General features: G+C 67.1%; 21 protein-coding genes. 14 read left to right on the forward strand and 7 right to left on the reverse strand.

Annotated features, from left to right (window positions below):
• Positions 1-204: 204 nt before the first annotated feature.
• Positions 205-1,866: a Na/Pi cotransporter family protein gene (locus tag A9974_RS10110; RefSeq protein WP_183003957.1), complete on the reverse strand. Its 1,662-nt coding sequence runs from the start codon at positions 1,864-1,866 to the stop codon at positions 205-207.
• A gap of 175 nt (positions 1,867-2,041) precedes the next feature.
• Between A9974_RS10110 and A9974_RS10115 the strand changes: the two genes are divergently transcribed.
• Positions 2,042-3,433, forward strand: a complete 1,392-nt coding sequence (locus tag A9974_RS10115; RefSeq protein ID WP_183003958.1) for an L-serine ammonia-lyase — start codon at positions 2,042-2,044, stop codon at positions 3,431-3,433.
• A gap of 81 nt (positions 3,434-3,514) precedes the next feature.
• Here the strand turns inward: A9974_RS10115 and htpX are convergent, their stop codons facing one another.
• Complete coding sequence (gene htpX / locus A9974_RS10120; protein ID WP_183003959.1) at positions 3,515-4,396, reverse strand: protease HtpX; 882 nt, start codon at positions 4,394-4,396, stop codon at positions 3,515-3,517.
• A gap of 151 nt (positions 4,397-4,547) precedes the next feature.
• On the opposite strand from htpX, the gene A9974_RS10125 reads away from it, so the two are divergent.
• Together A9974_RS10125 and A9974_RS10130 are read left to right on the forward strand one after the other, a co-directional pair.
• On the forward strand, positions 4,548-5,402 hold the full coding sequence (locus tag A9974_RS10125; RefSeq protein ID WP_183003960.1) for a DMT family transporter: 855 nt from the start codon (positions 4,548-4,550) through the stop codon (positions 5,400-5,402).
• Positions 5,403-5,438: 36 nt separating this feature from the next.
• On the forward strand, positions 5,439-6,290 hold the full coding sequence (locus A9974_RS10130; protein ID WP_183003961.1) for a sulfurtransferase: 852 nt from the start codon (positions 5,439-5,441) through the stop codon (positions 6,288-6,290).
• A gap of 12 nt (positions 6,291-6,302) precedes the next feature.
• Here the strand turns inward: A9974_RS10130 and A9974_RS10135 are convergent, their stop codons facing one another.
• Together A9974_RS10135 and A9974_RS10140 are read right to left on the reverse strand one after the other, a co-directional pair.
• Positions 6,303-6,872: a phosphonate degradation HD-domain oxygenase gene (locus A9974_RS10135; protein WP_183003962.1), complete on the reverse strand. Its 570-nt coding sequence runs from the start codon at positions 6,870-6,872 to the stop codon at positions 6,303-6,305.
• A gap of 51 nt (positions 6,873-6,923) precedes the next feature.
• Positions 6,924-7,787, reverse strand: a complete 864-nt coding sequence (locus A9974_RS10140) for a LysR family transcriptional regulator (protein ID WP_183003963.1) — start codon at positions 7,785-7,787, stop codon at positions 6,924-6,926.
• Positions 7,788-7,985: 198 nt separating this feature from the next.
• Between A9974_RS10140 and A9974_RS10145 the strand changes: the two genes are divergently transcribed.
• The 5 genes from A9974_RS10145 to A9974_RS10165 all read left to right on the forward strand — a co-directional run bounded on the left by A9974_RS10145 (position 7,986) and on the right by A9974_RS10165 (position 14,020).
• Positions 7,986-9,068, forward strand: coding sequence for a putative 2-aminoethylphosphonate ABC transporter ATP-binding protein (locus A9974_RS10145; protein WP_183003964.1), 1,083 nt, complete (start codon positions 7,986-7,988; stop codon positions 9,066-9,068).
• On the forward strand, positions 9,046-10,830 hold the full coding sequence (locus A9974_RS10150; RefSeq protein ID WP_183003965.1) for a putative 2-aminoethylphosphonate ABC transporter permease subunit: 1,785 nt from the start codon (positions 9,046-9,048) through the stop codon (positions 10,828-10,830). The genes A9974_RS10145 and A9974_RS10150 overlap by 23 nt, the downstream gene beginning before the upstream one ends.
• A gap of 26 nt (positions 10,831-10,856) precedes the next feature.
• On the forward strand, positions 10,857-11,678 hold the full coding sequence (gene phnX, locus A9974_RS10155) for a phosphonoacetaldehyde hydrolase (RefSeq protein WP_183003966.1): 822 nt from the start codon (positions 10,857-10,859) through the stop codon (positions 11,676-11,678).
• Positions 11,679-11,788: 110 nt separating this feature from the next.
• Entirely contained in the window at positions 11,789-12,811 is a 1,023-nt protein-coding gene (locus A9974_RS10160; RefSeq protein WP_183003967.1) for a putative 2-aminoethylphosphonate ABC transporter substrate-binding protein, read from the forward strand.
• 78 nt (positions 12,812-12,889) lie between these two features.
• On the forward strand, positions 12,890-14,020 hold the full coding sequence (locus A9974_RS10165) for a TIGR03364 family FAD-dependent oxidoreductase (RefSeq protein ID WP_183003968.1): 1,131 nt from the start codon (positions 12,890-12,892) through the stop codon (positions 14,018-14,020).
• A gap of 74 nt (positions 14,021-14,094) precedes the next feature.
• Here A9974_RS10165 and A9974_RS10170 read toward each other — a convergent pair whose 3' ends face one another.
• From A9974_RS10170 to A9974_RS10180, 3 genes are all read right to left on the reverse strand, one after another.
• Positions 14,095-15,243 carry an aromatic ring-hydroxylating dioxygenase subunit alpha gene (locus A9974_RS10170; RefSeq protein ID WP_183003969.1) on the reverse strand — a complete coding sequence of 383 codons (1,149 nt, stop codon included), beginning with the start codon at positions 15,241-15,243 and terminating at the stop codon, positions 14,095-14,097.
• Positions 15,244-15,572: 329 nt separating this feature from the next.
• On the reverse strand, positions 15,573-16,583 hold the full coding sequence (locus tag A9974_RS10175) for an acyltransferase (protein ID WP_183003970.1): 1,011 nt from the start codon (positions 16,581-16,583) through the stop codon (positions 15,573-15,575).
• 129 nt (positions 16,584-16,712) lie between these two features.
• On the reverse strand, positions 16,713-17,684 hold the full coding sequence (locus tag A9974_RS10180; protein ID WP_183003971.1) for a tripartite tricarboxylate transporter substrate binding protein: 972 nt from the start codon (positions 17,682-17,684) through the stop codon (positions 16,713-16,715).
• An 89-nt stretch (positions 17,685-17,773) separates the two neighbouring features.
• Here A9974_RS10180 and A9974_RS10185 point away from each other — a divergent pair, with 89 nt between their 5' ends.
• The 6 genes from A9974_RS10185 (at position 17,774) to A9974_RS10210 (ending at position 23,731) form a co-directional block, all read left to right on the forward strand.
• Positions 17,774-18,628: an IclR family transcriptional regulator gene (locus tag A9974_RS10185; RefSeq protein ID WP_183003972.1), complete on the forward strand. Its 855-nt coding sequence runs from the start codon at positions 17,774-17,776 to the stop codon at positions 18,626-18,628.
• Between the two features lie 82 nt (positions 18,629-18,710).
• Positions 18,711-18,977 (forward strand): exodeoxyribonuclease VII small subunit, encoded by a 267-nt coding sequence (locus A9974_RS10190; protein WP_183003973.1) that lies wholly within the window; start codon positions 18,711-18,713, stop codon positions 18,975-18,977.
• A 7-nt stretch (positions 18,978-18,984) separates the two neighbouring features.
• The gene (locus tag A9974_RS10195) at positions 18,985-19,896 is read left to right on the forward strand and encodes a polyprenyl synthetase family protein (protein WP_183003974.1); all 912 of its coding nucleotides are present in this window, start codon (positions 18,985-18,987) and stop codon (positions 19,894-19,896) included.
• 53 nt (positions 19,897-19,949) lie between these two features.
• Entirely contained in the window at positions 19,950-21,812 is a 1,863-nt protein-coding gene (gene dxs, locus A9974_RS10200; protein WP_183003975.1) for a 1-deoxy-D-xylulose-5-phosphate synthase, read from the forward strand.
• Between the two features lie 190 nt (positions 21,813-22,002).
• Positions 22,003-22,800, forward strand: a complete 798-nt coding sequence (gene folE2, locus A9974_RS10205) for a GTP cyclohydrolase FolE2 (RefSeq protein ID WP_183003976.1) — start codon at positions 22,003-22,005, stop codon at positions 22,798-22,800.
• Between the two features lie 7 nt (positions 22,801-22,807).
• A complete protein-coding gene (locus A9974_RS10210; protein ID WP_183003977.1) occupies positions 22,808-23,731 on the forward strand; it encodes a DUF817 domain-containing protein in 924 nt (307 codons plus the stop codon).
• Positions 23,732-23,798: the final 67 nt, after the last annotated feature.

Genomic DNA, 23,798 nt, shown 5'->3' on the forward strand with positions numbered 1-23,798 from the left:
TAGGGGAGAGGTTTGCGTCGCCCGCCCAGCCCGGCCGCCCGAAGGCCGGGCAGCCCCGTCGTGGCCAGCAAGCGCTGTCGCGCGCGGCGAGGAAATTGGAGACAACGCCCCGCAAAGATAGCCGCCCGGCCGCCCGGCCGCCCGAAGGCCGGGCAGCCCCCTCGGGGGGCAGCAAGCACGCGAAGCGTGTGCAGCGTGGGGGCCCTAATTCCCGGCTTCGCGCAGGCGGCTGGGGAGGAGTTCGCCGTGGCGGGCGAGCAGGGGGTAGGCGGCGGCGCCTACCAAGTGGGAGTTGATGCCCTTCATGTCGCGCAGGATGTCCAGGTAGAGGGCGCCGACTTCGGCGGCGTCGACCTGGCCAGCCTTGATCTTTTGCAGGTGGGTATCGGCAGCCTGGGTTTCGATGGTGCGGAAACGGGCTTTTTCGCCGGCCAGGGCGCGGGCCTGGCGCAGGTCGTCGTTGACGAAAAGGGCGGCGGCCTGGCGTTGGTTGGAGATCAGTTCGCCCAGGGTGTTGTCCAGGCTGGCGCGTTGTTCGGGCGAGAAGGTCCAGCCCTGTTTGCGCAGCTTGGCGATGTGGCTGAGCAGGCCATGGTGGGCGATGTCGCCGGCGTGGCCGATGTTGCTGGTGAAGGCCAGGATGTCGTCCAGGCGCTGCAGGTCGTCGCGCGTCATGTTTTCCTGGTCCAGGGTGGCCAGATAGGTGGTGATGGCGTTTTCGAGCTTGTCGAGCGCGGCGTCCAGTTGGCGGGCCTGCACCATGCGGTGGCGGTTGTCGCGCTTGAAGCCAGCGCGGGCGTACAGCAGCAGGGTCTGCAGCATGTCGGCCATGCGCAGGGCTTCGCGGGCGGCGTTGCCCAGGGCCACGGCGGGGATGTCGTGGGCCCATTCATCCAGGTATTGGGGGCGGGCCGGGTCGTTGGGATCGGCGCGCTTGGGCAGCCAGCGGGTGAGCAGGGCGGCATAGGGCGCCAGCAGCGGCAGGAACGCCAGGGCGATGACGGCGTTGAACAGGGTGTGGAAGTTGGCGACGGCGCGGGCCGGGTCGCTGGACAGGTCGCTCATCAGCGGTTGCAGCCAGGGCAGCAGCACCAGGCCGGCCAGCACGCCCAGGATGCGGGTCAAGAGGTTGCCCAGGGGCAGGCGGCGCGCGGCCGGGTCGTCGCCGGTGACGCCTTCGATCATGGGGTTGATGGCGGTGCCCAGGTTGGCGCCCAGTACCAGGGCAAAGGCGACGTGGGGGGCGACCATGTGGTGGCTGGCCAGGGACATGACCAGCACCACGACGGCGACGCTGGAGTGGGCGGCCCAGGTGAAGGCGGCCGACAGCAGCACGGCGGCCACGGGCTGGGTGGCCAGGGCGTCCAGGATCATGCCCAGCATGGGGGCGGTCTGGAAGGGCTCGAACAGCTCGACCAACTGGTGCAGCGACAGCAGCAGCAGGCCCAGGCCGATGAAGACCCGGCCCAGGTCGCGGGTGCGGCCGGGCGGATAGCGGCGGAACATCCAGACGCCGGCCAGGATCAGGATGGGCGCCAGCGAGGTCAGGTCAAAGGACAGCAGCTGGACGATCAGCGTCGTGCCGACGTTGGCGCCCAGCATGGCGGCCAGCGCGGGGACCAGGCCGACCAGGCCGCCGGCGGCAAAGCCGGTGATCATCAGGCCAGTGGCGGTGCTGCTCTGGAGGGCGGCGGTGATGCCCAGGCCGGCGGCGAAGGCCCGCAGGCGGGTGCCCAGGGCGCGGCCCAGGGCGGCGCCGAGGGCGGCGCCAAAGGCGCGCTGTACGCCTGTCTGGACCATATGCACGCCCCACAGCAGCAGGGCGACGTAGCCGGCGAAGTCAAGCAGGGTAATAAGTCCGGACATCCTGGAGTCGTTCCATTCTTTTTATGACAAGAAATAATTCTGTAATGATCGCATGCCAGGGCGGGCGGGGAAACCCGTCCCTGCAATACAGCATACGCCCCGCAGGGCTTTGCTGCGCGCGGCGCGGCCTTGCGCGTATCATTGCCGGATCATTCGTGGATGCATGGGAGTTCTGGTGGCCGTTTCCGTATTCGATCTGTTCAAAATTGGCATTGGCCCGTCCAGTTCTCATACGGTCGGCCCGATGCGGGCTGCCTTGCTGTTCGCGCAGGGCCTGGAACGCGACGGCCTGCTGCCGCGGGTGGCCAACGTGCGCGCCGAGCTCTACGGTTCGCTGGGCGCGACCGGCAAGGGCCACGGCACCGACAAGGGCGTGCTGCTGGGCCTGATGGGCGAGGCCCCTGACACGGTGGACCCGGCCGCCATCGCCGGCATGATCGCGTCGGTGCGCGCCAGCCGCCAGTTGCCGCTGCTGGGGCACTATCCGGTGCCGTTCGTGGAAAAGGAACACATGATGTTCTATCGCCGCGAAGCCATGGCCGAACACCCCAACGGCATGAAATTCCACGCCTTTGACGCCGAGGGCCAATCGCTGCGCGAGGCCCGCTATCTGTCGGTGGGCGGCGGCTTCGTCGTGACGGCCGGCGCGTCCAACAGCCAGGTCATCGCCGCGCACGACCAGTTGCCGTTCCCGTTCCGCACGGGCCGAGAACTGCTGACCATGTGCCGTGAAAACGGCCTGTCCGTGGCGCAGCTGATGATGAAGAACGAGCTGACCTGGCGCGACGCCGGCGAGATCGCCGCCGGCCTGGACCGCATCTGGCAGGTGATGCAGGACTGTGTGTCGCGCGGCTGTGGCATCAACTATCCCGAGGCGGACGGCGAATTGCCCGGCCCCTTGCGCGTGCGCCGCCGCGCTCCCGAGCTGTACCGCAATCTGACGCAGCGCGCCGAGCGCACGCTGTCCGACCCGCTGTCGGTGATGGACTGGGTCAACCTGTACGCCATGGCGGTCAACGAGGAAAACGCGGCCGGCGGCCGGGTGGTCACCGCGCCGACCAATGGCGCGGCGGGCATCATTCCGGCGGTGCTGCACTATTACGATCGCTTTGTCCCCGGTTCCAACCGCGAAGGCGTGCGCGATTTTCTGCTGACCGCGGCGGCCGTGGGCTTGCTGTACAAGTACAACGCGTCGCTGTCGGGCGCCGAAGTCGGCTGTCAGGGCGAGGTCGGCGTGGCGTGTTCGATGGCGGCCGGCGGCCTGGCGGCGGCCCTGGGCGGCTCGGTCGAGCAGGTCGAGAACGCGGCCGAGATCGGCATGGAACACAACCTGGGCCTGACCTGCGACCCGGTCGGCGGCCTGGTGCAGATTCCCTGTATCGAGCGCAACGCGATGGCGTCCATCAAGGCCGTCAACGCGGCCCGCATGGCGCTGCGCGGCGACGGCCAGCACTATGTGTCGCTGGATTCCGTCATCAAGACCATGCGCGAGACGGGCGCCGACATGAAAACCAAGTACAAGGAAACGGCGCGCGGCGGCCTGGCGGTGAATATCGTCGAGTGCTGATACGCCAGACACCCAAAGAAAAAACCCTTGAGCGATCAAGGGTTTTTTTTGTGGCCGGCGCGGCGCACGCCGCGGCAGGGGTCAGATCACGCGCGCGTTCTGCAGGGCGGCGATGCGGGCCGGAATCGGCGGGTGCGAGGCGAACATGGCCGCCAGGCCGCCCTTGCCGGTGATGCCGGAGGCTTCGAACGACTTGGGCAGTTCGCCCGGCTCCAGGCCGCCCAGGCGGGCCAGGGCGCGGATCATGGGTTCGCGCGCGCCCATCAGGTGGGCCGAGCCGGCGTCGGCGCGGTATTCGCGCTGGCGCGAGAACCAGGCCACGATGATCGAGGCCAGGATGCCGAAAATGATCTCACAGACCAGCACGGTGACGTAGTAGCCCGGGCCGATGCCGCGTTCGTTCTTGAACACGACGCGGTCGATGAAGTAGCCGACGACGCGGGCCAGGAACACGACGAAGGTGTTGACCACGCCCTGGATCAGGGTCAGCGTGACCATGTCGCCGTTGGCAATGTGCGCCACTTCGTGGGCCAGCACGGCGGCGACTTCTTCCTCGCTCATGCTTTCGAGCAGGCCCGTGGACACGGCGACCAGCGAGTCGTTCTTGAAGGCGCCGGTGGCGAAGGCGTTGGGGGCGCCGTCATAGATGGCGACTTCCGGGCGGCCGATGCCGGCGCGGTCCGCCAACTGGTGGACGGTGTCCAGCAGCCAGGCTTCGCGTGCGTTGCGGGGCGCGTTGGGATCCAGCACCTGCGCGCCGGTGCTCCATTTGGCCATGGGCTTGCTGATCAGCAGCGAGATGATCGCGCCGGTGAAACCGACGACCACCGAGAAGATCAGCAGGGCGTTCAGGTTCAGGCCGTTGGCCGTGATGTAGCGGTCTACGCCCAGGATGCGTAGCGTGGCCGACAGCACGAGCATGACGGCCAGGTTGGTGATGACGAACAGGACAATGCGTTTCATGTTTTTTTGTTCCTCTGCGAGCGGGAAATACCCCGGCTTTGACTGCGCGGCGCCGCGCCAGTTCCCCGACTGGCGGCGCCGCGGCCGGTGACGAAGAGTATAGTATCGCTTTCCCTTAGCCCCCCCACTTTCACCTGAGCGCAATCCCCCCATGCAGGCACTTTGGATGTTGCTGGCGTCCGCCATGTTCGCCGTCATGGGCTCGTTCGTGAAACTGGGCACCGAGCACGGCGCGTCGCTGCCGCAGGTGGTGTTGTTCCGCGGCCTGCCGTCGGTGATCCTGCTGCTGCTGTGGGCGCGCGCCGGCCGCCAATCCATCGTTCCGACCAGCTGGAAGCTGCACATCTGGCGCAACCTGTCCGGCGTCACCTCAATGTGGCTCGGCTTCTTCGCCATCGCCCACTTGCCCCTGGCCACCGCCACCAGCCTGAACTACACGGCGCCGCTGTTCATCGCCTGTTGGATGCTGGGGTGGGGCGGCGCGCAACGCGACCCGGTGCGCATCGCCGCCGTTGCGCTGGGTTTCCTGGGCGTGATCGCCGTGCTACGGCCCAGCATCAACGAAGACCAATGGCTGGCCGCCTTGCTGGGCCTGGGCGCCGGCGCCATGTCCGCGATCGCCATGATGCAGATCCGCCAGCTCGGCCGCATCGGCGAACCTGAATGGCGCACGGTCCTGTTCTTCTCGGTGGCGGTGTGCGTGTCCAGTTTCGCGGGTCTGGGCTTCGAAGGCTGGGGCCACGCCGACTGGACCGGCTACGCGTCCCTGCTGGGCGTGGGGGTGGCGGGCCTGTTCGGCCAATTGGCCATGACCCGGGCGTTCGGCATGGGCTCGGCGCTGCTGACCGCCGCGCTGCAATACAGCACGATTATCTTCGCGGCCCTGATCGGCATGGGTTTCTGGGGCGACACCCTGGATAGTCTGGCCTGGGCCGGCATGGGCCTGATCATTTCGGCGGGCCTGCTGTCGGTGTGGCGTACCATGCGCGACCCCAAGCCGGCCTGACGCCGCGATTTCGACGAAGCGAGAGGAGCCTTCCCGATGACGACGACCCTGATTTCCGCGGCTGATCTGGCTGCCCGCCTCGGCGCCGCGGACGTGCGCGTGTTCGATGTGCGGCACGACCTGACCAATCACGCCGCCGGCCACGAGGCCTATGCCGCCGGCCACATTCCCGGCGCCCGCTACCTGGACCACGAAACCGAGCTGGCCGCAGCCCGCACCGGCAAGAACGGCCGCCACCCGCTGCCCGACCGCGCCCAATTCGGCGCGCTGATGGCCGCACACGGCGTCACGCCCCAGACCCTGGTGGTGGCTTATGACGCCAGCGGCGGCATGTACGCCGCCCATCTGTGGTGGATGCTGCGCTGGCTGGGCCACGGCCAGGTCGCGGTGCTGGACGGCGGCTGGCAGGCCTGGCTGGCCGCGGGCCTGCCCACCACCACGGAACCGGCGCCCACCGTGCAGCCGGGCGCGCCGGTGGTCCCGGGCGCCCCGCTGGCGGGCAGCGTGGATGCGAAGGCGGTGCTGGACAATATCGCCCAGCCCGCGTTCACGGTGATCGATGCGCGGGCCGCCAACCGCTACCGCGGTGAAGTCGAACCCATGGATCCGGTGGCCGGCCACATTCCCGGCGCGCTGAACCGCCCGAACGGCCAGAATCTGCAGGCCGACGGCCATTTCAAGGACGCCGGCCAGCTGCGCGAAGAATTCACCGCGCTGCTGGCTGGGCGCGATCCCAAGACGATCGTGCACCAGTGTGGCTCGGGCATCACGGCCTGCCACAACCTGCTGTCGATGGAAATCGCCGGCCTGGCCGGCTCGCGCCTGTATCCGGGTTCGTGGAGCGAATGGTGCAGCGATCCGTCCCGGCCGGTGGCCAAGGGCGAATAGGCCTTTCGCGTCCTACCAGACCGCCGCCAGCTTGACCCTGCTGGAGACGCTTTCGGCGATCTCCAGGAAGTGGTCCAGCGGCGGGGTGGCCAGGCCCGGCACCTTCGCCATGTCGTCCCAGCGCCTTAGCCGGATCGCATCCGGCGCGCCCGGCATGCTGGCGAAATCCACCGCCTGGCCCGCATCGAAGCTGCCCCCCTGTAGCGCCAGGCTGCGCTTTGAATCCTGCGACAGCGACGCTTCATACTGCGGCTCCACGTAGCAGAGGTAGCGTTTGGCCTCTACGTGCAGCCGGATCGGGTCGAGCACGGCCGAACTGAACAGCCCGCGCAGGAACGGCAGCACGAAATACTGGTGCTTGTCGTCGACGCCGCGCAGGGTGGGGGTGTCGGGATGGTCCGCGATCAGGTGGCCCAGATCGTGCAGCAGGCAAGCCGTGATCAAGGGCGCGTTGGCGCCGTTGCGTTCGGCCAGGGCCGCGGTCTGCAGCGCGTGCCGCAGGTGGCTGACGGATTCGCCATGATAGGAACGGTGCCCGCGTTCCAGGAAAAGCTGCTCAATGTCCTGCAAGGTCAAGGCCATGTTTGTCTCCTGAGTGGCCGCAAGGGGAAGAGGCGGGCAGTGATCCGTGGATCAGCCGGCTGCCGGCGCCATCTCCAGAAAGCGCGCGATGAGTTGCACCGGTTGGCGCTCGCGCAAGCAGTACAGGTATTCGTGCATCACGATGTCCGCGCCCTGGATGTCCAGCGCGACCAGATCGGGATGGGACGGAATTTCACGCGACGGGATCAGGCTGATGCCCAGCTCGCACAGAATCGCCTGGCGGATCGATTCGCGGCTGCCGATCTCCAGCGTGCGTTTGACGCTGACGCCGGCTGCCTGCAGCGCGTCCTCGGTCAGTTGGCGGGTCATCGAGCCAGGTTCGCGCAGTAGCAGCGCGTGGTCGGCCAGGTCCGCCAACGTCACCTGGCCGCGCCGGGCCAACGGGTGGTCGCGGTGGGTGACCACGCGGATCGGGTCCGCCGCGATCAAGCGGCGGTACAGATGCTTGTCATCCATCAGAAATGACGATGTGGCAATCTCGATGCGATAGTCATGCAGCGCCTGCAGCATGCTTTGCGAGTTGCCGATGGTCACCGTCAGGTCGATGCCGGGGTAGCGCTGGTTGTAGCGCCGCACCGTATCCATGATGTAGAAGGGGCCGGTGGCGCCGACTCGCAGGTTGCCCTCGCGCAGGTCGCTGGCGTCGCGCAGCCGGAAATCGATCTCGGTTTCCTGCTGCACCAGCTTTTCCACCATGGGCATCAGGCTGTGCCCGGCGTCCGACAGCCGCATGCCGCGGCCCTGGCGGTGGAACAGTTCGACGCCATAGCGCGATTCCAACTGGCGCAGTTGCCCCGTCACCGTGGGCTGGCTCACGCCCAGCTGGGCGGCGGCCTTGGTGACGGTGCCGCAGCGAGCCACGGCATAGAAGGATTTCAATTCGGCGACGAGCACGGTGTTCTGGGGCCTGGTAAATGGACGCAATGCGCAAGACCGCCAGTACACCAAAATAATTTGATGTTTTTATTACTGCATTTGCGCGAAGTGTCATAAACACTCAATACGCGGCTTCCATACTGCCTTCGTTCCCAGACCGGAGGCACCATGCCCCAACAGCTCCAACGCGACACAGACCCTCTTCCGACGGGCGCTATGCCCCAGACCGGAGCGCAGCGCGGGGGCTTTCTGTCGGTCAGCAACCTGGTCAAGCGGTTTGGCGCCCACACGGCGCTGTCTGATGTGTCCCTGGATATCCGGGCGGGCGAGCTGGTGTGCCTGCTGGGGCCGTCCGGTTGCGGCAAGACCACCTTGCTGCGCGCCATCGCCGGGCTGGAGCGCCAGGATAGCGGCAAGATCCTGCTGTCCGGCCGCGATATTTCCCACGCCGAGCCACAAGCGCGCGACTACGGCATCCTGTTCCAGTCGTATGCGCTGTTTCCCAACCTGACCGTGGCCCAGAACGTGGCCTACGGCCTGAGCGGCAAGCGGGCCCACCGCAAGCACGTGGCCGACCGGGTCGAGGAAATGCTGACGCTGGTCGGCCTGGCCGGCGCGTCGCATAAATACCCGGGACAGATTTCGGGCGGCCAGCAGCAGCGCGTGGCGCTGGCCCGCGCGCTGGCGCCGTCGCCGTCCCTGTTGCTGCTGGACGAACCCATGTCGGCGCTGGACGCCCGGGTGCGCGAGCACCTGCGGATCGAATTGCGCGCCCTGCAAAAGCGCCTGTCCATCACGACCCTGATGGTGACGCACGACCAGGAAGAGGCCATGGTGATGGCCGACCGCATCGCCGTCATGAACGGCGGCGTCATCGAGCAGTTCGGCACGCCGCGCGAACTGTATCGCCAGCCGGGTTCGGCCTTCATCGCCGATTTCGTCGGCGAAGCCAACTGGCTGCCGTTCGAGCGCATCGATGCGCACCGCGCCCGGGTCGGCCGCCAGGAACTGGCGGTGGACGAGACTCTGGAACGCAACGTCGGCAAGCTGTTCGTGCGCCCGGAAGCGGTACGCGTGAGCGTGGCGCGCCCGGAAGAACCCAACACCATGCTGGCCGACGTGCTGGACGGCGTGTTCCTGGGCCGCGGCTACCGCCTGGCGCTGCGCCTGGAAGGCGTGCCTGGCGCCACGGTGCATTCGATCGTATCCCCTGAAACCGGAGACGCCCTGCTGGGCCCTCACGCTGCCAGCCGTTGCTGGGTGGAGCTGCCGCGCCATGCGATTCGCGCCTACGCTTGATTCCGCCGTGGCCAGCGCCCCCGCCACCGTGCCCACGCCCGCCGCCGCACCCGTTGCCGCGCCGCTGGGCCGCCGCCCCCTGCCGGGCTGGGTCGGCGCGCTGGGCCTGACGCTGGGGCAGGGCGCCCTGGTCCTGTTCCTGGTGCTGTTCCTGGCATTGCCGCTGGGCGGCATCCTGGTCAAGGCGGTCACCGACGGCAACGGCGACTGGGCCGGCCTGTCGGTGGTGCTGGGCATCATCGGCGCCGATGGCTTCATGGCCATGGTCGGGCGCAGCCTGGCCGTCGGCGCGGTCACCATGATGCTGGTGGTGCCCTGCGCCTACGCATTCGCCTATGCGCTGACCCGCTGCCGCGTTCCCGGAAAGGGCCTGCTGCGCACCATCGCGCTGCTGCCGCTGTTGGCGCCGTCGCTGCTGCCCGGCATCGCGCTGGTGTATCTGCTGGGCAACCAGGGCCTGCTCAAGGGCCTGTTCGGGGGCGCCACGATCTATGGTTTCTGGGGCATCGTCGCCGGCGAGGTCTTCTACACCTTTCCGCATGCGTTGATGATCCTGATGACCGGCCTGGCGTTGGCCGACGGCCGTCTGTACGATGCGGCGCGCGCCATGGGCGCGGGCTCGCTGCGCACCTTCATGACGGTGACGCTGCCCGGCACGCGCTATGCGGTGTTCTCGGCCTGCTGCGTGGTGTTCACGCTGACGGTGACGGACTTCGGCGTGCCCAAGGTCGTGGGCGGCGACTACAACGTGCTGGCGATGGAAGCCTACAAGGCGGTAGTTGGCCAGCTGAATTTCCCCAAGGGCGCGGCCATCGGCATCCTGCTGCTGTTGCCCGCCGTGCTGACCTTCGTGCTGGATCGTCGCCTGCGTGCCCGCCAGGGCGCCCAGATGAGCGGCCGGGCCCAGCCCTATGCCGCCGGCGTCAACCGCCGGCGCGATGCGGCGTTCCTGTTGCTGGCCGGCGCCATGGCGGGGTTCCTGCTGCTGATCATCGGCGTGGCGGTGTGGGCGTCGTTCGTGAAGATGTGGCCCTACAACCTGTCGCTGTCGCTGCGTTCGTACGATTTCGACAACATGGACGGCGGCGGCTGGCTGGCCTGGCGCAACAGCCTGGAACTGGCGTTCTGCACCGCCGTGCTGGGCACCGTGGTGGTGTTCCTGGGCGCCTGGATGATGGAAAAGGTGCCGGCCCGTGGCACGGTGGCGCGCGGCCTGCGCGGCGCCGTGGGGATGCTGGCGCTGATGCCGATGGCCGTGCCGGGCCTGGTGCTGGGCCTGGGCTACATCTTCTTCTTCAACAGCACGATGAATCCGCTGAACGTGCTGTACGGCACCATGCCGCTGCTGGTGCTGTGTACGGTGGTGCACTTCTACACCAGCGCGCATCTCACGGCCGCCACCGCCCTGAATGCGCTGGATCCCGAGTTCGAAGCCGCTTCCGCGTCGCTGAAGGTGCCGCGCCTGACCACGTTCGTGCGCGTGACGCTGCCGATGTGCCTGCCCGCCGCGCTGGATGTGGCGCGCTATCTGTTCGTGTCCGCCATGACCACCGTGTCGGCCGTCGTGTTCCTGTACAGCCCGTCTACGGTGCTGGCCGCCGTGGCGGTGCTGAATATGGATGACGCCGGTTTCATCGGCCCCGCCGCCGCCATGTGCACTGTGATCATGGCCAGTTCGGCGGTCGCGGCGCTGGTCCTGCATCTGGCCAGCCGCGCCCTGGTGGCGCGCAGCCAGGCCTGGCGCCGTCCCGCCGCGCTTTGATTGAATATTTCTGAAGGAAGATCCTCATGACTGTCAAACCCTTGCCCGTCCGCCTGGAAGCGGTGATTTTCGACTGGGCCGGCACGCTGGTGGACTTCGGTTCCTTCGCGCCCACCAAGGTGTTCGTCGACGCGTTCGCGCAATTCAGCATGGACGTGACACTGGAACAGGCCCGCGGCCCGATGGGCGTGGGCAAGTGGGACCACATCCGCGCCCTGTGCGACGAGCCCGTCATCGCCCAGCAGTACCAGGCCCAGTTCGGCCGCCTGCCCAGCGATGACGACGTGACCGCCATCTACGAGCGCTTCCTGCCGATGCAGCTGGATAAGGTGGCGCAGTATTCGGCCGCCATCCCCGGTGCGGCGGAACTGCTGCGCGCGCTGCGCCAGCACGGCCTGAAGATCGGTTCGTGCTCGGGCTACCCCGGCAGCGTGATGCGCCGCGTGGTCGAGCGCGCCGCCGGCGAAGGGCTGGAGCCGGATTGCATCGTCGCCAGCGACGACGTGCCGCGCGCCCGTCCGGCGCCCGCCATGGCGCTCAAGAACGTGGTGGAGCTGGGCCTGTCCGACGTGGCTGGTTGCATCAAGGTCGACGACACTGCCCCCGGCATCGAAGAAGGCCGCCGCGCGGGCATGTGGACGGTCGGCCTGCTGCTGTCCGGCAACGCCGCCGGCCTGACGCTGGACGAATACCTGAGCCTGGACGAGGCCGGTCGCCAAGAGGCCCGCGAACGCGCCAGCCAGGAGCTGTCGCCCGCCGCGCCGCACTACCTGATCGATACCGTCGCAGACCTGCCTGGCGTGATCACCGACATCGAAGCCCGCCTGGCGGCGGGGCAACGTCCCTGAGGCAGACGCCGGCATTTTCTGAACCGTTTTCCGACCTGCACCGCGGCGGGCATCCGCCGGCCGCGGCGACCTGATTCACCCTTTTTTCCGCTCACCCACGGAGTTTCCTCATGAATCGCTTCAAACTGCTTGCACTGGCCGCCGCCCTGACGGGCATGATGGGCGCCGCGTCCGCCGAGACCTCGCTGACCGTCTACACGGCGCTGGAAGCGGACCAGATCAAGGTCTACCAGGCCGCCTTCGAAAAGGCCAACCCCGACATCAAGATCCAGTGGGTGCGCGATTCCACCGGCATCATCACCGCCAAGCTGCTGGCCGAAAAGGGTAACCCCAAGGCTGACGTGATCTGGGGCCTGGCCGGCACCTCGCTGGGCCTGATGGACAAGGAAGGCATGCTGCAGCCCTACGCCCCCAAGGGCCTGGACCAGATCGCCGCCAACATGCGCGACGCCAAGGCCGAGCCCACCTGGGTCGGCATGGACGGCTTTGCCGCCGCCATCTGCTTTAACACCGTCGAGGCCGAAAAGCAGAAGCTGCCCAAGCCCACCTCGTGGCAAGACCTGACCAAGCCGGTCTACGCCGGCAAGATCGTCATGCCGAACCCGGCCTCGTCGGGCACCGGCTTCCTGGACGTGAGCGCATGGCTGCAGATCTTCGGTGAAGAGAAGGGCTGGGCCTACATGGACGCGCTGCACAAGAACATCGGTTCGTACACGCATTCGGGCTCCAAGCCTTGCAACATGGCCGCCGCCGGCGAATTCCCGATCGGCGTGTCGTTCGACTACCGCGCCGCCAAGCTGAAGGCCGACGGCGCGCCGGTCGAAGCCGTGTTCCCGTCGGAAGGCCTGGGCTGGGAAGTCGAAGCCACCGCCATCGTCAAGGGCACCAAGAACCTGGAAGCGGCGCGCAAGCTGGCCGATTTCTCGGCCAGCCGCGAGGCCAACGAGCTGTACAAGGCCAACTTCGCCGTGCTCGCGATTCCCTCGATCGCCACGTCGAACCCCAACCTGCCGGCTGACCTGACCAAGCGCATGATCAAGAACGACTTCGTCTGGGCCGCCACCAACCGCGAACGCATCATCGCCGAGTGGACCCGCCGCTACGACGGCAAGTCCGAGCCCAAGAAGAAGTAAGCGCCTTCGGGCCGCTCGCCGGGAAGCGCCTGCGTCCGCAGGCGCTTCCCCCGCCAGTCCTCTCGCAATGCTATTCAGATGAAAAAATTCGACGTAATCGTGGTCGGCGCGGGCATGCTCGGCATCGCGCATGCCTGGGCCGCCGCCAAGCGCGGTCTGTCGGTGGCCGTGATCGAGCGCAGCCGGCAGGCGCATGGCGCCACCATCCGCAACTTCGGCCAGGTCATCGTGACCGGCCAGGCGCCGGGCATGATGCTGTCGCACGCCCAGCAGGCGCGCGAGCTGTGGCTGGACTTGGCGGGCAAGGCCGGTTTCCACGTCCGCGCCAACGGCGCGCTGGTCCTGGCGCGCAATGCCGACGAGGCCGACGTGCTGGACGAATTCGCCGAGACCCGCCTGCAGCAGGAAGGCTACCGCGCCGAACTGCTGTCGGGCCGCGACGTGGCCAAGCTGTACGACGGCCAGCTGGCGCACCATTGCGCCGGATTGCGCGGCCTGGACGACCTGCAGATCTATTCCCGCGAAGCCTTGCCGGCCATCACGCGCTACCTGGCTGAATCGCTGGGCGTCCAATTCATTACCGGCACGCTGGCGCGTGCCGTCGAACAAGGGCAGGTCGCCACTACCGCGGGCGACTTCGTCGGCTCGCACGTGTTCGTGTGCCCCGGCCACGACTATTTGACGCTGCTGCCCGAGCGCTTTGCGCCGCTGAACCTGGAAGTGACGCGCCTGCAGATGCTGCGCGCGGCGTTCGAGACGCGTCCCATGGCGCTGGATCGCCCGCTCCTGACCGGTCTGTCCTGCGTGCACTACGGCGCCTTTTCCGACTTGCCGTCGGCGCTGGCGCTGCGTGACGTGATCCAGGCGCGCAGCCCGATGCTGCTGGAAAATGGTATCCATCTGCTCATCAGCCCCACGCCGTATGGCGAGTTGATCATCGGCGATTCGCACCGCTACGGCCAGGATGCGTTCCCGTTCAACGACGAGGCCGTGGACGACGCCATGCTGGACCTGGCGCAGCAGGCGCTGGGCGCACGGCTGCGGGTGCTGGAACGCTGGCAGGGCGTGTACGGCACGCACGGTCCGGCACCGTTCTCGGTAATGCCGGTGGACGCGGCCACCACGGTGGCGGTGATGCACTCGGGCGTCGGCATGACCGTGGGCCTGGCGATCGGCGAGCGCACGGTCGCGGGTGCCTTGGACCGCTGAGGCGCATTGCGCGGCGACCGCGCCGCAAAAGAAAAGGCCTTGCGATTGCAAGGCCTTTTTTCATGAAGGGGGCGTTACAGCCGTTCTTGCATGGTGCGGCGGTACCACTCGTGAAAGTGCTGCATGCCGTCTTCCATCGGCGACTGGTAGGGGCCGGTCTCGTTCACGCCGCGCAGCATCAGGGCCTTGCGGCCGGCGTCCATGCGTTCGGCGATCTCGTCGTCCTCGATGGCCGTTTCCATGTAGGCCGCGCGCTGCGCCTCGACGAATTCGCGCTCGAAGGCAGCGATTTCCTCGGGGTAGTAGAACTCGACCACGTTCACGGTTTCCTGCGGGCTCTTGGGGTACAGCGTCGACAGCACCAGCACGTGCGGATAGAGCTCGATCATGTGGGTCGGGAAATACGTGACCCAGACCGCGCCGAAATCCGGTGCGTCGCCTTCGCGGAACGACAGCAGGCGGTCGTGCCATTGCTTGTACACATCCGAACCTGGCTGGGCCAGCGCGTTGTGCACGCCGACCTTTTGCAGGCTGTACCAGTCGTTGAACTCCCAGGTCAGGTCGTCGCAGGTGACGAAGCGGCCCAGGCCCGGATGGAACGGGCCGACGTGGTAGTCCTCGAGGTAGACCTCGATGAAGGTCTTCCAGTTGTAGTTGCACTGGTGCACTTCGACGTGGTCCAGCACGTAGTCGCCGAAGTCGAACTCGGGCCGCGAGAACAGCGGCGCCATGTCGGCGGCGGGGTCGCGCGGGCCTTCGAACAGCAGGCCGTGGCAATCGCGCAGGCGGAACTTCTGCAGGTTCATGCAGGGCGTGGTGTCGAACTGCGGCGCGCCCAGCAGCTCGCCCTGGTTGTTGTACGTCCAGCGGTGCAGCGGGCAGACGATATTGCCGCCGGTCGCCCTCAGGTTGCCGTGCGAATTGCAGGTGCCGGCCACGTCGCCGGCCTGGCCGCCCAGCATCAATGCCTGGCGGTGGCGGCAGACATTTGAGATGAGTTCAACGCCTTGCTGGTTGCGAACCAGCACGCGCCCTCCGCTTTCCTGGGCCAACGTACGCCAATCCCCGACGTCCGGCACCAGCTTCTGGTGGCCGACGTACTGCGAGGATTGCTTGAAAATGAGTTCTTGCTCGCGGGCAAAGAGGGCTTCGTCAAAATAAGCGCTGACGGGTAGCTGGGTGCGAGCTGGCACAACATGTGCCATCCGACCGATGTCGGTCATGATTCCCTCCGCTCGGATGAATATTTCCCCCAACGCCGCGCCCACTTCCGTGGGCTAGCTGCCCTTACTGGGGGCGTCTTTCTTGGGGCGGCCCGGCGTTAAAAAGCCAGGACAGCTTGAGCTTGGCCAAGCCCTTGCAGGTTTGAAAGGGGATGGCTAGATCCGTTCTGGCGCGAAGAAAAATCGGTGTCTGGCCGATCAAATAAGCCGTGAATTGTACCCCAACACTTTTCCCCACGCCCGTGAAGATCGGTGAAGCTTGGTGAAGATCGGGGGGGCTGGATTTGATCTCGCGCAAATGCCGATTAACCCTTCGCGGCGTAGGTTTTTCAGACCAGCTTGCGGGTGGCCGGATGGCGCCGCAACAGCCAGCTGCTGGCCGCCGATAACGCGAACACGGCCAGCGTCAGCAAGGGCACCAGCCAGGCGTCGCGGCGCCCGCCGGTGAAGGCCCCGGCGCGGTGCGCCAGGTCCAGGAACACCGGATGGATCAGGTACACCCCGAACGTCAGCGGGGCCAGCGCCGCCAGCCGGGGCAGGCGCGGCGACGACACGATCCACTGGAACGCGGCCAGCGACATGAACGGCACGGTCAGGCTGAAGTAGTCGTAGAAGTACGTGTCCAGTGTCCGGCCGTTGGACATGATGTGCACGCCCAGGGCCGTGGCCGCTACGCTGGCGCCCAGCATCAGGGCCGGTCGCGGCACGCGCAATTCGCCGTCGAATATCTGGCGGCCCGCCACGAAATAGCCCAGGTAGGGCAGGAACCAGGTCAGGAAAAAGCCCGGCTGGGCGCCCAGCGCGCGGCGGTACAGGGCCTCGAGGATGGCCAGTCCCAGGATGCCCACGACCCATAGCGATCGCGAACGCGGCGTGCTGCGTGCATAGAGTGTGCGCACCAGCGGCGCGAACAGGTACAGGCCCACGATCATGTAGAGATACCAGAGGTGGTAGTACGGTTCGCCCTGGACCACTTTGCGCGGCCAGAATGAAAAGTCCACGCGGCCGTCGTCCCACCAATCCAGCGCCGTGCGCCAGACCAGGTAGAAGAGCGTCCAGAACACTAGCGGCGCGCAGATGCGGGCCATGCGCCGGGTGTAGAAGCGCTTGGCATCCTGGGGTTTGGAGGGGTCCAGCAGCAGGGCGCCGCTGACCATCACGAACACCGGCACGCACCAGCGGGCCGCCGAGTCGTACAGGTTGGCGGCCAGCCAGGCGCCATTGCCGTAGGCCGACGGATCGCTGACGATCAGGGCGGCGCTGTGCAGCAGCACTACTGCCGCGGCGGCCAGCCAGCGTGCGGCATCCAGTCGGGCGTAGCGGTCCTCGGTCAGCGGCATCGGGCTCCTGGGCATGGGATGAAACGGCGGCGGGCGTTGCGCCCGCTTTTGTTTTTCACCTTAGCAGCCAGGGATGCGCCGGTTCTGTATCCAGGCGTTAGGGCCTGCTTTTTTGAGCAACCATGCCGGTCACTGCAGCACGATGTTGGCCTGCTTGATCAGTTGCGACACGATAGGCTGTTCGGTCTTGACCTGCTTGTCCAGTTCGGCCGCCGTGCCCGAACGCGGGTCGATGCCCATGTCCAGCAGGCGTTTGCGGACCGCTTCGTCTTTCAGGGTCTCGGCCAGCGCGGCTTGCAGCTTGTCCAGTACCGGCGCGGGCGTGCCCTTGGGCGCCACGAAGCTGAACCAGGCCGTCATGTCGAAGGCCGGATAGCCCTGTTCGGCCAGCGTCGCCAGCTTGGGCTCGGTGGCCAGGCGGGTGGGGCTGGTGATGGCGAACACTTTGACCTTGCCGGCGTCGGCCTGCGGCATGCCGGTGGCGACCATGTCGAAGAACAGGTCCACGTCGCCGCTGATCAGGGCCGGCAGCGCCTGGGTCGCGCCCTTGAACGGCACGTGCAGGATGTCGATGCCCGCGCGTTCCTTGAACAGCTCGCCCGCCAAGTGTGAAGAGGTGCCGGCGCCAAAGGTGGCGAAGGTCAGCTTGCCCGGATTCTGCTTGGCGTAGGCCACGATGTCCTGGGTGCTGTTGAACGGACGCTTGGGGCTGGACAGCAGCACCAGCGGGCCCACGCCCACCATGCCGATCGGCGCGAAGCCGTCCGGGTCGTAGGGCAGTTCCTTATACAGATAGCGGTTGGTGACCAGGGTGGAGTTGGTGGCCATCAGGATGGTGTAGCCGTCAGGCGCTTCGCGTGACACGAAGGCCGCGCCGATCGAGGTGCCGGCGCCGGCCTTGTTCTCGACGATCATCGGCTGGCCCAGGGTCTTGGCCATGCGTTCGGCCAGCACGCGGGTCAGTACGTCCGTGGCGCCGCCGGCGGGGAAGGGCGACACGACCTTGATCGGGCGGGACGGGTAGGTGTCGGCCTGGGCTGCGCCCAAGGCGGCCGCGCCGAGCAGCAGCGCGGCCAGGAATTTGTAGCGTTTGCGAATCATGTTTTCCCCTTGAAATCGCCTTTGGAATTCCGTATATTGGAATTTAGTTTTGTCATTCGAAATAAACTATAAAAACGAAGCGAATAGAAATGCAATCTTTTTCTGACCCCAAGCGCATCCCCCATCCCGCCGCCAAGCCCGACCAGAAGCTGGAACTGAGCGCGCCGGCGCGCCGCAAGCGGGCGGGCGCCGTCGGCGAGGGGCCGGTGTCGCCCGACTTCATCACGGCGCTGGCGCGCGGCCTGGAAGTGTTGCGGTGTTTCCGGCCCGGCGTGGCGGCGCTGGGCAACCTGGACCTGGCGCGCCTGACCGGCCTGCCCAAGCCCACCATCAGCCGCATCACCTATACGCTGACCGAGCTCGGTTATCTGCGCTATCACCCGGATACCGGCAAGTACTCGCCCGGCTATGGCGTGCTGGCGCTGGGTTTTGGGTTGCTGGCCGGCCTGGAAGTGCGCGAGCTGGCCAAAGCCTCCATGACCGACCTGGCACGCGAGACGGGCGGGGCCGTGGCGCTGGGCGCGTTCGACGGCGACGCCATGACCTATGTCGAGGCCATCCACGGTTCGTCCGCCCTGTACCTGCGCCTGCCCGTGGGGTATCGCGCCAGCCTGGACAGCGCCATGGGCCGCGCCTACCTGGCCAGCCTGCCGGTCCCCGCCTGCGCCGACGTGCTGGAACGGCTGGGCCCGGCCGCGCCGGCCGCCGCTGCGATCGAGCGCGCGCGCGCCGAACTGGCCGAGACCGGTTGCTGTTTCGCGATCGGCGAATGGCAGTCCGGCATCAACGCCGCCGCGGTGCCATTTATGTCCGTCACGGGCGAGGGCGTGTTCGTCATGAGTTGCGGCGGCCCCGCCGGCCTGCTGCCGGAAGCCGGCTTGCGCACGCAGGTGGCGCCCGCGTTGCGGGCCGCGATCGCGGGGCTGGCGGGCGCCTCCGCCTGAGACCGGCGGCGCGTCGGGGCAGGGTCCAGGTATCTCGTACAATTCACGGATTGATCCACCCCTTGCGCCCTCGGAGACCCGTTTGGCCAAACCCACACAAGCCGACCCGCAGACCGGCGACCGTCCCTTGCCCCAGGATTTCGAAACGGCCCTGGCCGAACTGGAATCGCTGGTCGCGGCCATGGAAGACGGCTCGTTGCCGCTTGAGCAATCGCTGGCCGCCTACCGGCGCGGCGTTGAGCTGACGCGCGTCTGCCAGGACCGCTTGGCCCAGGCTGAACAGCAGGTGAAGGTCCTCGAAGGCGACTTGCTGCGCCCGCTGGACCCGGCGGCGCTGGATGACGAATAAGACTCGGATGAAGCAAATTCAACTCGCTTTCCCAGAGTGGTTGCAGGGTCGCGTGCGACACGTCGAAGACGTGCTCGACGACCTCCTGCCGCCGGCCGACGCCCTGCCTCCCCGCCTGCATGAAGCCATGCGCTACGCCGTCCTTGGCGGCGGCAAGCGGGTCCGGGCCGCGCTGGTCTACGCCGCAGGCCAGGCTTGCCCCGTCAGCGGCAGCGTGCTGGCCGTCGAGGCCTCGCTGGACCGCGCCGCGGCCGCGGTGGAACTGATCCACGCTTACTCCCTGGTGCACGACGACCTGCCCTGCATGGATGACGACATCCTGCGCCGCGGCCGTCCCACCACCCATGTGCAATTCGACGAAGCTACCGCCATGCTGGCTGGCGACGCGCTGCAACCGCTGGCCTTCGACCTGCTGGCATCCATGCCCATCGCGCCGGCGCTGATCGTGCAGGCCACCCAGTCGCTGGCCCGCGCGGCCGGCAGCCAGGGCATGGCCGGCGGCCAGGCCATCGACCTGTTCAGCGTCGGCCGCAAGTTGTCGCGCGACGAACTACAGACGATGCACGGCATGAAGACCGGCGCCATCCTGGCCTGCAGCGTCGCGCTGGGCGGCATCGTCGCCGGCGCCAGCTCGGCCTCGCGCCAGGCGCTGGACGTCTACGCGCAAGCCATGGGCCTGGCTTTCCAGGTGGTGGACGATATTCTCGACGTCACGGCCGATTCCGCCAGCCTGGGCAAGACCCCGGGCAAGGATGCGGCCGAAAACAAGCCGACTTATGTTTCGCTGCTGGGCCTGGACGATGCGCGCGCCTTCGCCGGCGAGCTGCGCGAAACCGCCTTGGCCGCGCTGGAACCGCTGGGCGACGCCGGCTCGCGCCTGGCTGAACTGGCTGATTTCATCGTCCTCCGAGACCGCTGAACCGTGACCCGTCCGGGCTGGCCGCAGGCCGGGCAAACGAACCCCATACAAGCATGACGACAGATTTATTGGACCGCATTCAATCCCCGGCTGACCTCAAGCGCCTGGATCGTCGCGAGCTCAAACGGCTGGCAGACGAATTGCGCGGCTTCGTGCTGGAGTCGGTCTCCAAGACCGGCGGCCACCTGTCGTCGAACCTGGGCACGGTGGAACTGACGCTGGCGCTGCATCAGGTCTTTGATACGCCGCACGACCGCATCGTCTGGGACGTGGGCCACCAGTCCTATCCGCACAAGATCCTGACCGGACGCCGCGCCGGCATGGCCAAGCTGCGCCAGCAGGACGGCATCTCGGGCTTTCCCAAACGCAGCGAATCCGAATACGACGCCTTCGGCACCGCGCACTCGTCCACGTCCATCTCGGCTGCGCTGGGCATGGCAGTGGCCTCGCGCAACGCCGGCGAACAGCGCCAGCACATCGCCGTGATCGGCGACGGCGCCATGTCGGCGGGCATGGCCTTCGAGGCCATGAACAACGCCGGCGTCACGCCCAACATCAACCTGCTGGTGATCCTGAACGACAACGACATGTCGATCTCGCCGCCGGTGGGGGCGCTGAACCGCTATCTGGCCCGCCTGATGTCCGGCCGCTTCTACGCCGCCGCCAAGAACGTCGGCCGCGCGGTGCTGCAGCACGTGCCGCCCGTGCTCGAACTGGCGCGCCGCTTCGAGGAACACGCCAAGGGCATGGTCACGCCGGCCACGCTGTTCGAGGAATTCGGCTTCAACTACGTCGGTCCCATCGACGGCCACGACCTGGACGCGCTGGTGCCGACGCTGCAGAACCTGAAGGCGCTGCAAGGCCTGCAGTTCCTGCACGTGGTCACCAAGAAAGGGCAGGGCTACAAGCTGGCCGAGGCCGATCCGGTGCTGTATCACGGCCCGGGCAAATTCGACCCTGCCGTCGGCATCCAGCAATCGAAGGCGCCGGGCAAGCGCACCTTTACCCAGGTGTTCGGCGACTGGCTGTGCGACATGGCCGCGCAGGACTCGCGCCTGGTCGCCGTCACCCCCGCCATGCGCGAGGGCAGCGGTCTGGTCGAATTCGAAAAGCGCTTTCCACTGCGCTACTTCGACGTAGGCATCGCCGAGCAGCACGCCGTGACCTTCGCCGGCGGCATCGCCTGCGAAGCGCAAAAGCCCGTGGTCGCCATCTATTCCACGTTCCTGCAGCGTGGCTACGACCAGCTCATCCATGACGTGGCGCTGCAGAACCTGGACGTCACGTTCGCGCTGGACCGCGCCGGCATCGTCGGCGCTGACGGCGCCACACATGCGGGCAACTACGACACCGCCTTCCTGCGCTGCGTGCCCAATATGGTGGTCACAACCCCGTCCGACGAGGCCGAGACCCGTCTGCTGCTGTCCACCTGTTATCAGTATCCGGGCCCGGCGTCGGTGCGCTATCCGCGCGGCGCCGGCTGCGGCGCCTTGGAAGCGCCCGGACTGGGCACGGTCGAGGTCGGCCGCGGCCTGGTGCGCCGCGAAGGCCGCAAGATCGCCATCCTGGGCTTCGGCACCCTGGTGCAGCCGGCCTTGGCGGCGGCTGCCAAGCTGGATGCCACGGTGGCCGACATGCGCTTCGTCAAGCCGATCGACCGCGCGCTGATCCTGGATCTGGCCAGCCGTCACGATGCGCTGGTGACCATCGAAGACGCCTCGGTCATGGGCGGCGCCGGCAGCGCCGTGCTGGAAGTGCTCAGCGCCGAAGGCGTCCTGATCCCGGTGCTGCAGCTGGGCTTCCCGGACCAGTTCATCGACCACGGCGACCAGATGGCGCTGCTGGCCGGCATCGGGCTGGACGCCGCGGGCATCGAGCAATCGATCCGCGCCCGCTACGCCGCTTTGCTGGATTGATCCCCTCCGCGGGCGGACCCGCCCCGGGGTTTGGTCCGCCTGGCGAAACACAGTGTTCCGGCCCCGCCGGCCTACGAATGAAAGGGTTTTCCCTGGCGCTCGTTGGACTTTGGGCGATAATGGGCCCCTCTTAAAGATTCCTGGGTCTGCGTGCTTACGCCACGCTCGTCGCCCAGACTGGTAAGCCGACATGAATTCTCCGATCGATCCCGCCATCGTGATGCCCGACGTCCAGAGCTCGGCGGACACCCGGCACATCCCGATTCAGCGCGTGGGCATCCGTGGCGTGCGCCACCCGATGCTCATCGAAAACGCCGACGGTTCGCCCCAAGGCACCGTGGCCAACTGGACCCTGACGGTGGCGCTGCCGCCCGAAGAAAAAGGGACGCACATGTCCCGCTTCGTGGCGCTGCTGGAAAAGTACCGCAGCACTCCCATGACGCCGACGCTGTTCCGCGCCATGGCCGCCGACATGCTGCCGCTGCTGCACGCCGAACGCGGCGACATCACTGCAGCCTTCCCGTACTTCATCAACAAGTCCGCCCCGATTTCCGGCGTGCAAAGCCTGCTGGACTACGAAGTCCAATGGATCGCCCGCGCCCAGGGCGACAAGGTCGAGTTCGAGTTGGTGGTGCAGGTGCCGGTCACCAGCCTGTGCCCGTGTTCCAAGGCCATCTCCGAATACGGCGCGCACAACCAGCGCTCGCACGTCACGGTCTCGGCCATCCTGGAATCCGACATCAGCATGGATGGCGTCATCCGCCTGATCGAAGACGAAGGCTCGTGTGAACTCTGGGGCCTGCTCAAGCGCCCCGACGAGAAATACGTCACCGAACGCGCCTACGACAACCCCAAGTTCGTCGAAGATCTGGTGCGCGACGTGGCAGCTCGCCTGAACGCGCATCCCGGCATCGCCCGCTACCGCGTCGAGGCCGAGAACTTCGAATCGATCCACAACCACTCGGCCTACGCCGTCGTGGAAGGCTGAGCCCTTCGTGAGTCATCCGGCGGCCACCGATTGGCCGCTCATCGCGAGACTGGCAAATTGGGAAGCGCGGCTGGCCGGACATCTGGCCGGCCGCGGCCGTTTCGGCGTCGCCCTCTACGAGTTCTTCCGCTTCGGCGTGAAGCAGGCCTGGGCCTGCCTGTTCGGCGGGCTGATGTGCGCCTTGCTGCTGGGCACGCACTGGTGGTATCCGCAGGACGCCTGGCTGGCCCGCTACGATTTCCTGACCCTGGCCGCCTTGGCCATTCAGGCGGCGCTGCTGGCCCTGCGCATGGAAACCTGGAGCGAAGCCAAGGTCATCCTCATCTTCCATGTGGTCGGCACCGGCATGGAGCTGTTCAAGACGGCCGCGGGCTCGTGGATCTACCCCGAGGCCAGTGTGCTGCGCATCGGCGGCGTGCCGCTCTTTACCGGTTTCATGTATGCGGCGGTCGGCAGTTACCTGGCGCGGGTCTGGCGGCTGTTCGACTTCCGCTTCCGGGCCCATCCGCCGCTTGTCGCGACGGTGACGCTGTCGGTATTGATCTACGTGAATTTCTTCGCGCACCATTTCATTCCCGATTTCCGCCTGGTGCTGTTCGGCCTGACCGCGGTGCTGTTCGCGCGGACCTGGGTGTACTTCCGCATCTGGCGCGACTACCGGCGCATGCCGCTGTTACTCGGGTTCGTGCTGGTGGCGCTATTCATCTGGTTCGCCGAGAACATCGGCACCTTCGCCAACGCCTGGCGCTACCCCAACCAGTCCCAGGGCTGGGAGCTCGTGTCCATCGCCAAGCTGGGGTCGTGGTTCCTGCTCATGATCATCAGCTACGTGATGGTCAGCGTGGTCAGCCGGCCCGAGCCGATCGGCGTTGCGGATGTGCCGCAGCCGGCCGGGCAGGGTGGGGCGAATGGCACGTCCCCAATTTCCTGATGCGTCTATGGCTTGCGTGAGCAGACGCAATCGGTGATAATCGAGAGCTTTCTTGCTCGACCGCCCA

The sequence above is a fragment of the Achromobacter sp. UMC71 genome (genome assembly GCF_014170305.1).
In the GTDB taxonomy this organism is placed as follows: domain Bacteria; phylum Pseudomonadota; class Gammaproteobacteria; order Burkholderiales; family Burkholderiaceae_B; genus Achromobacter.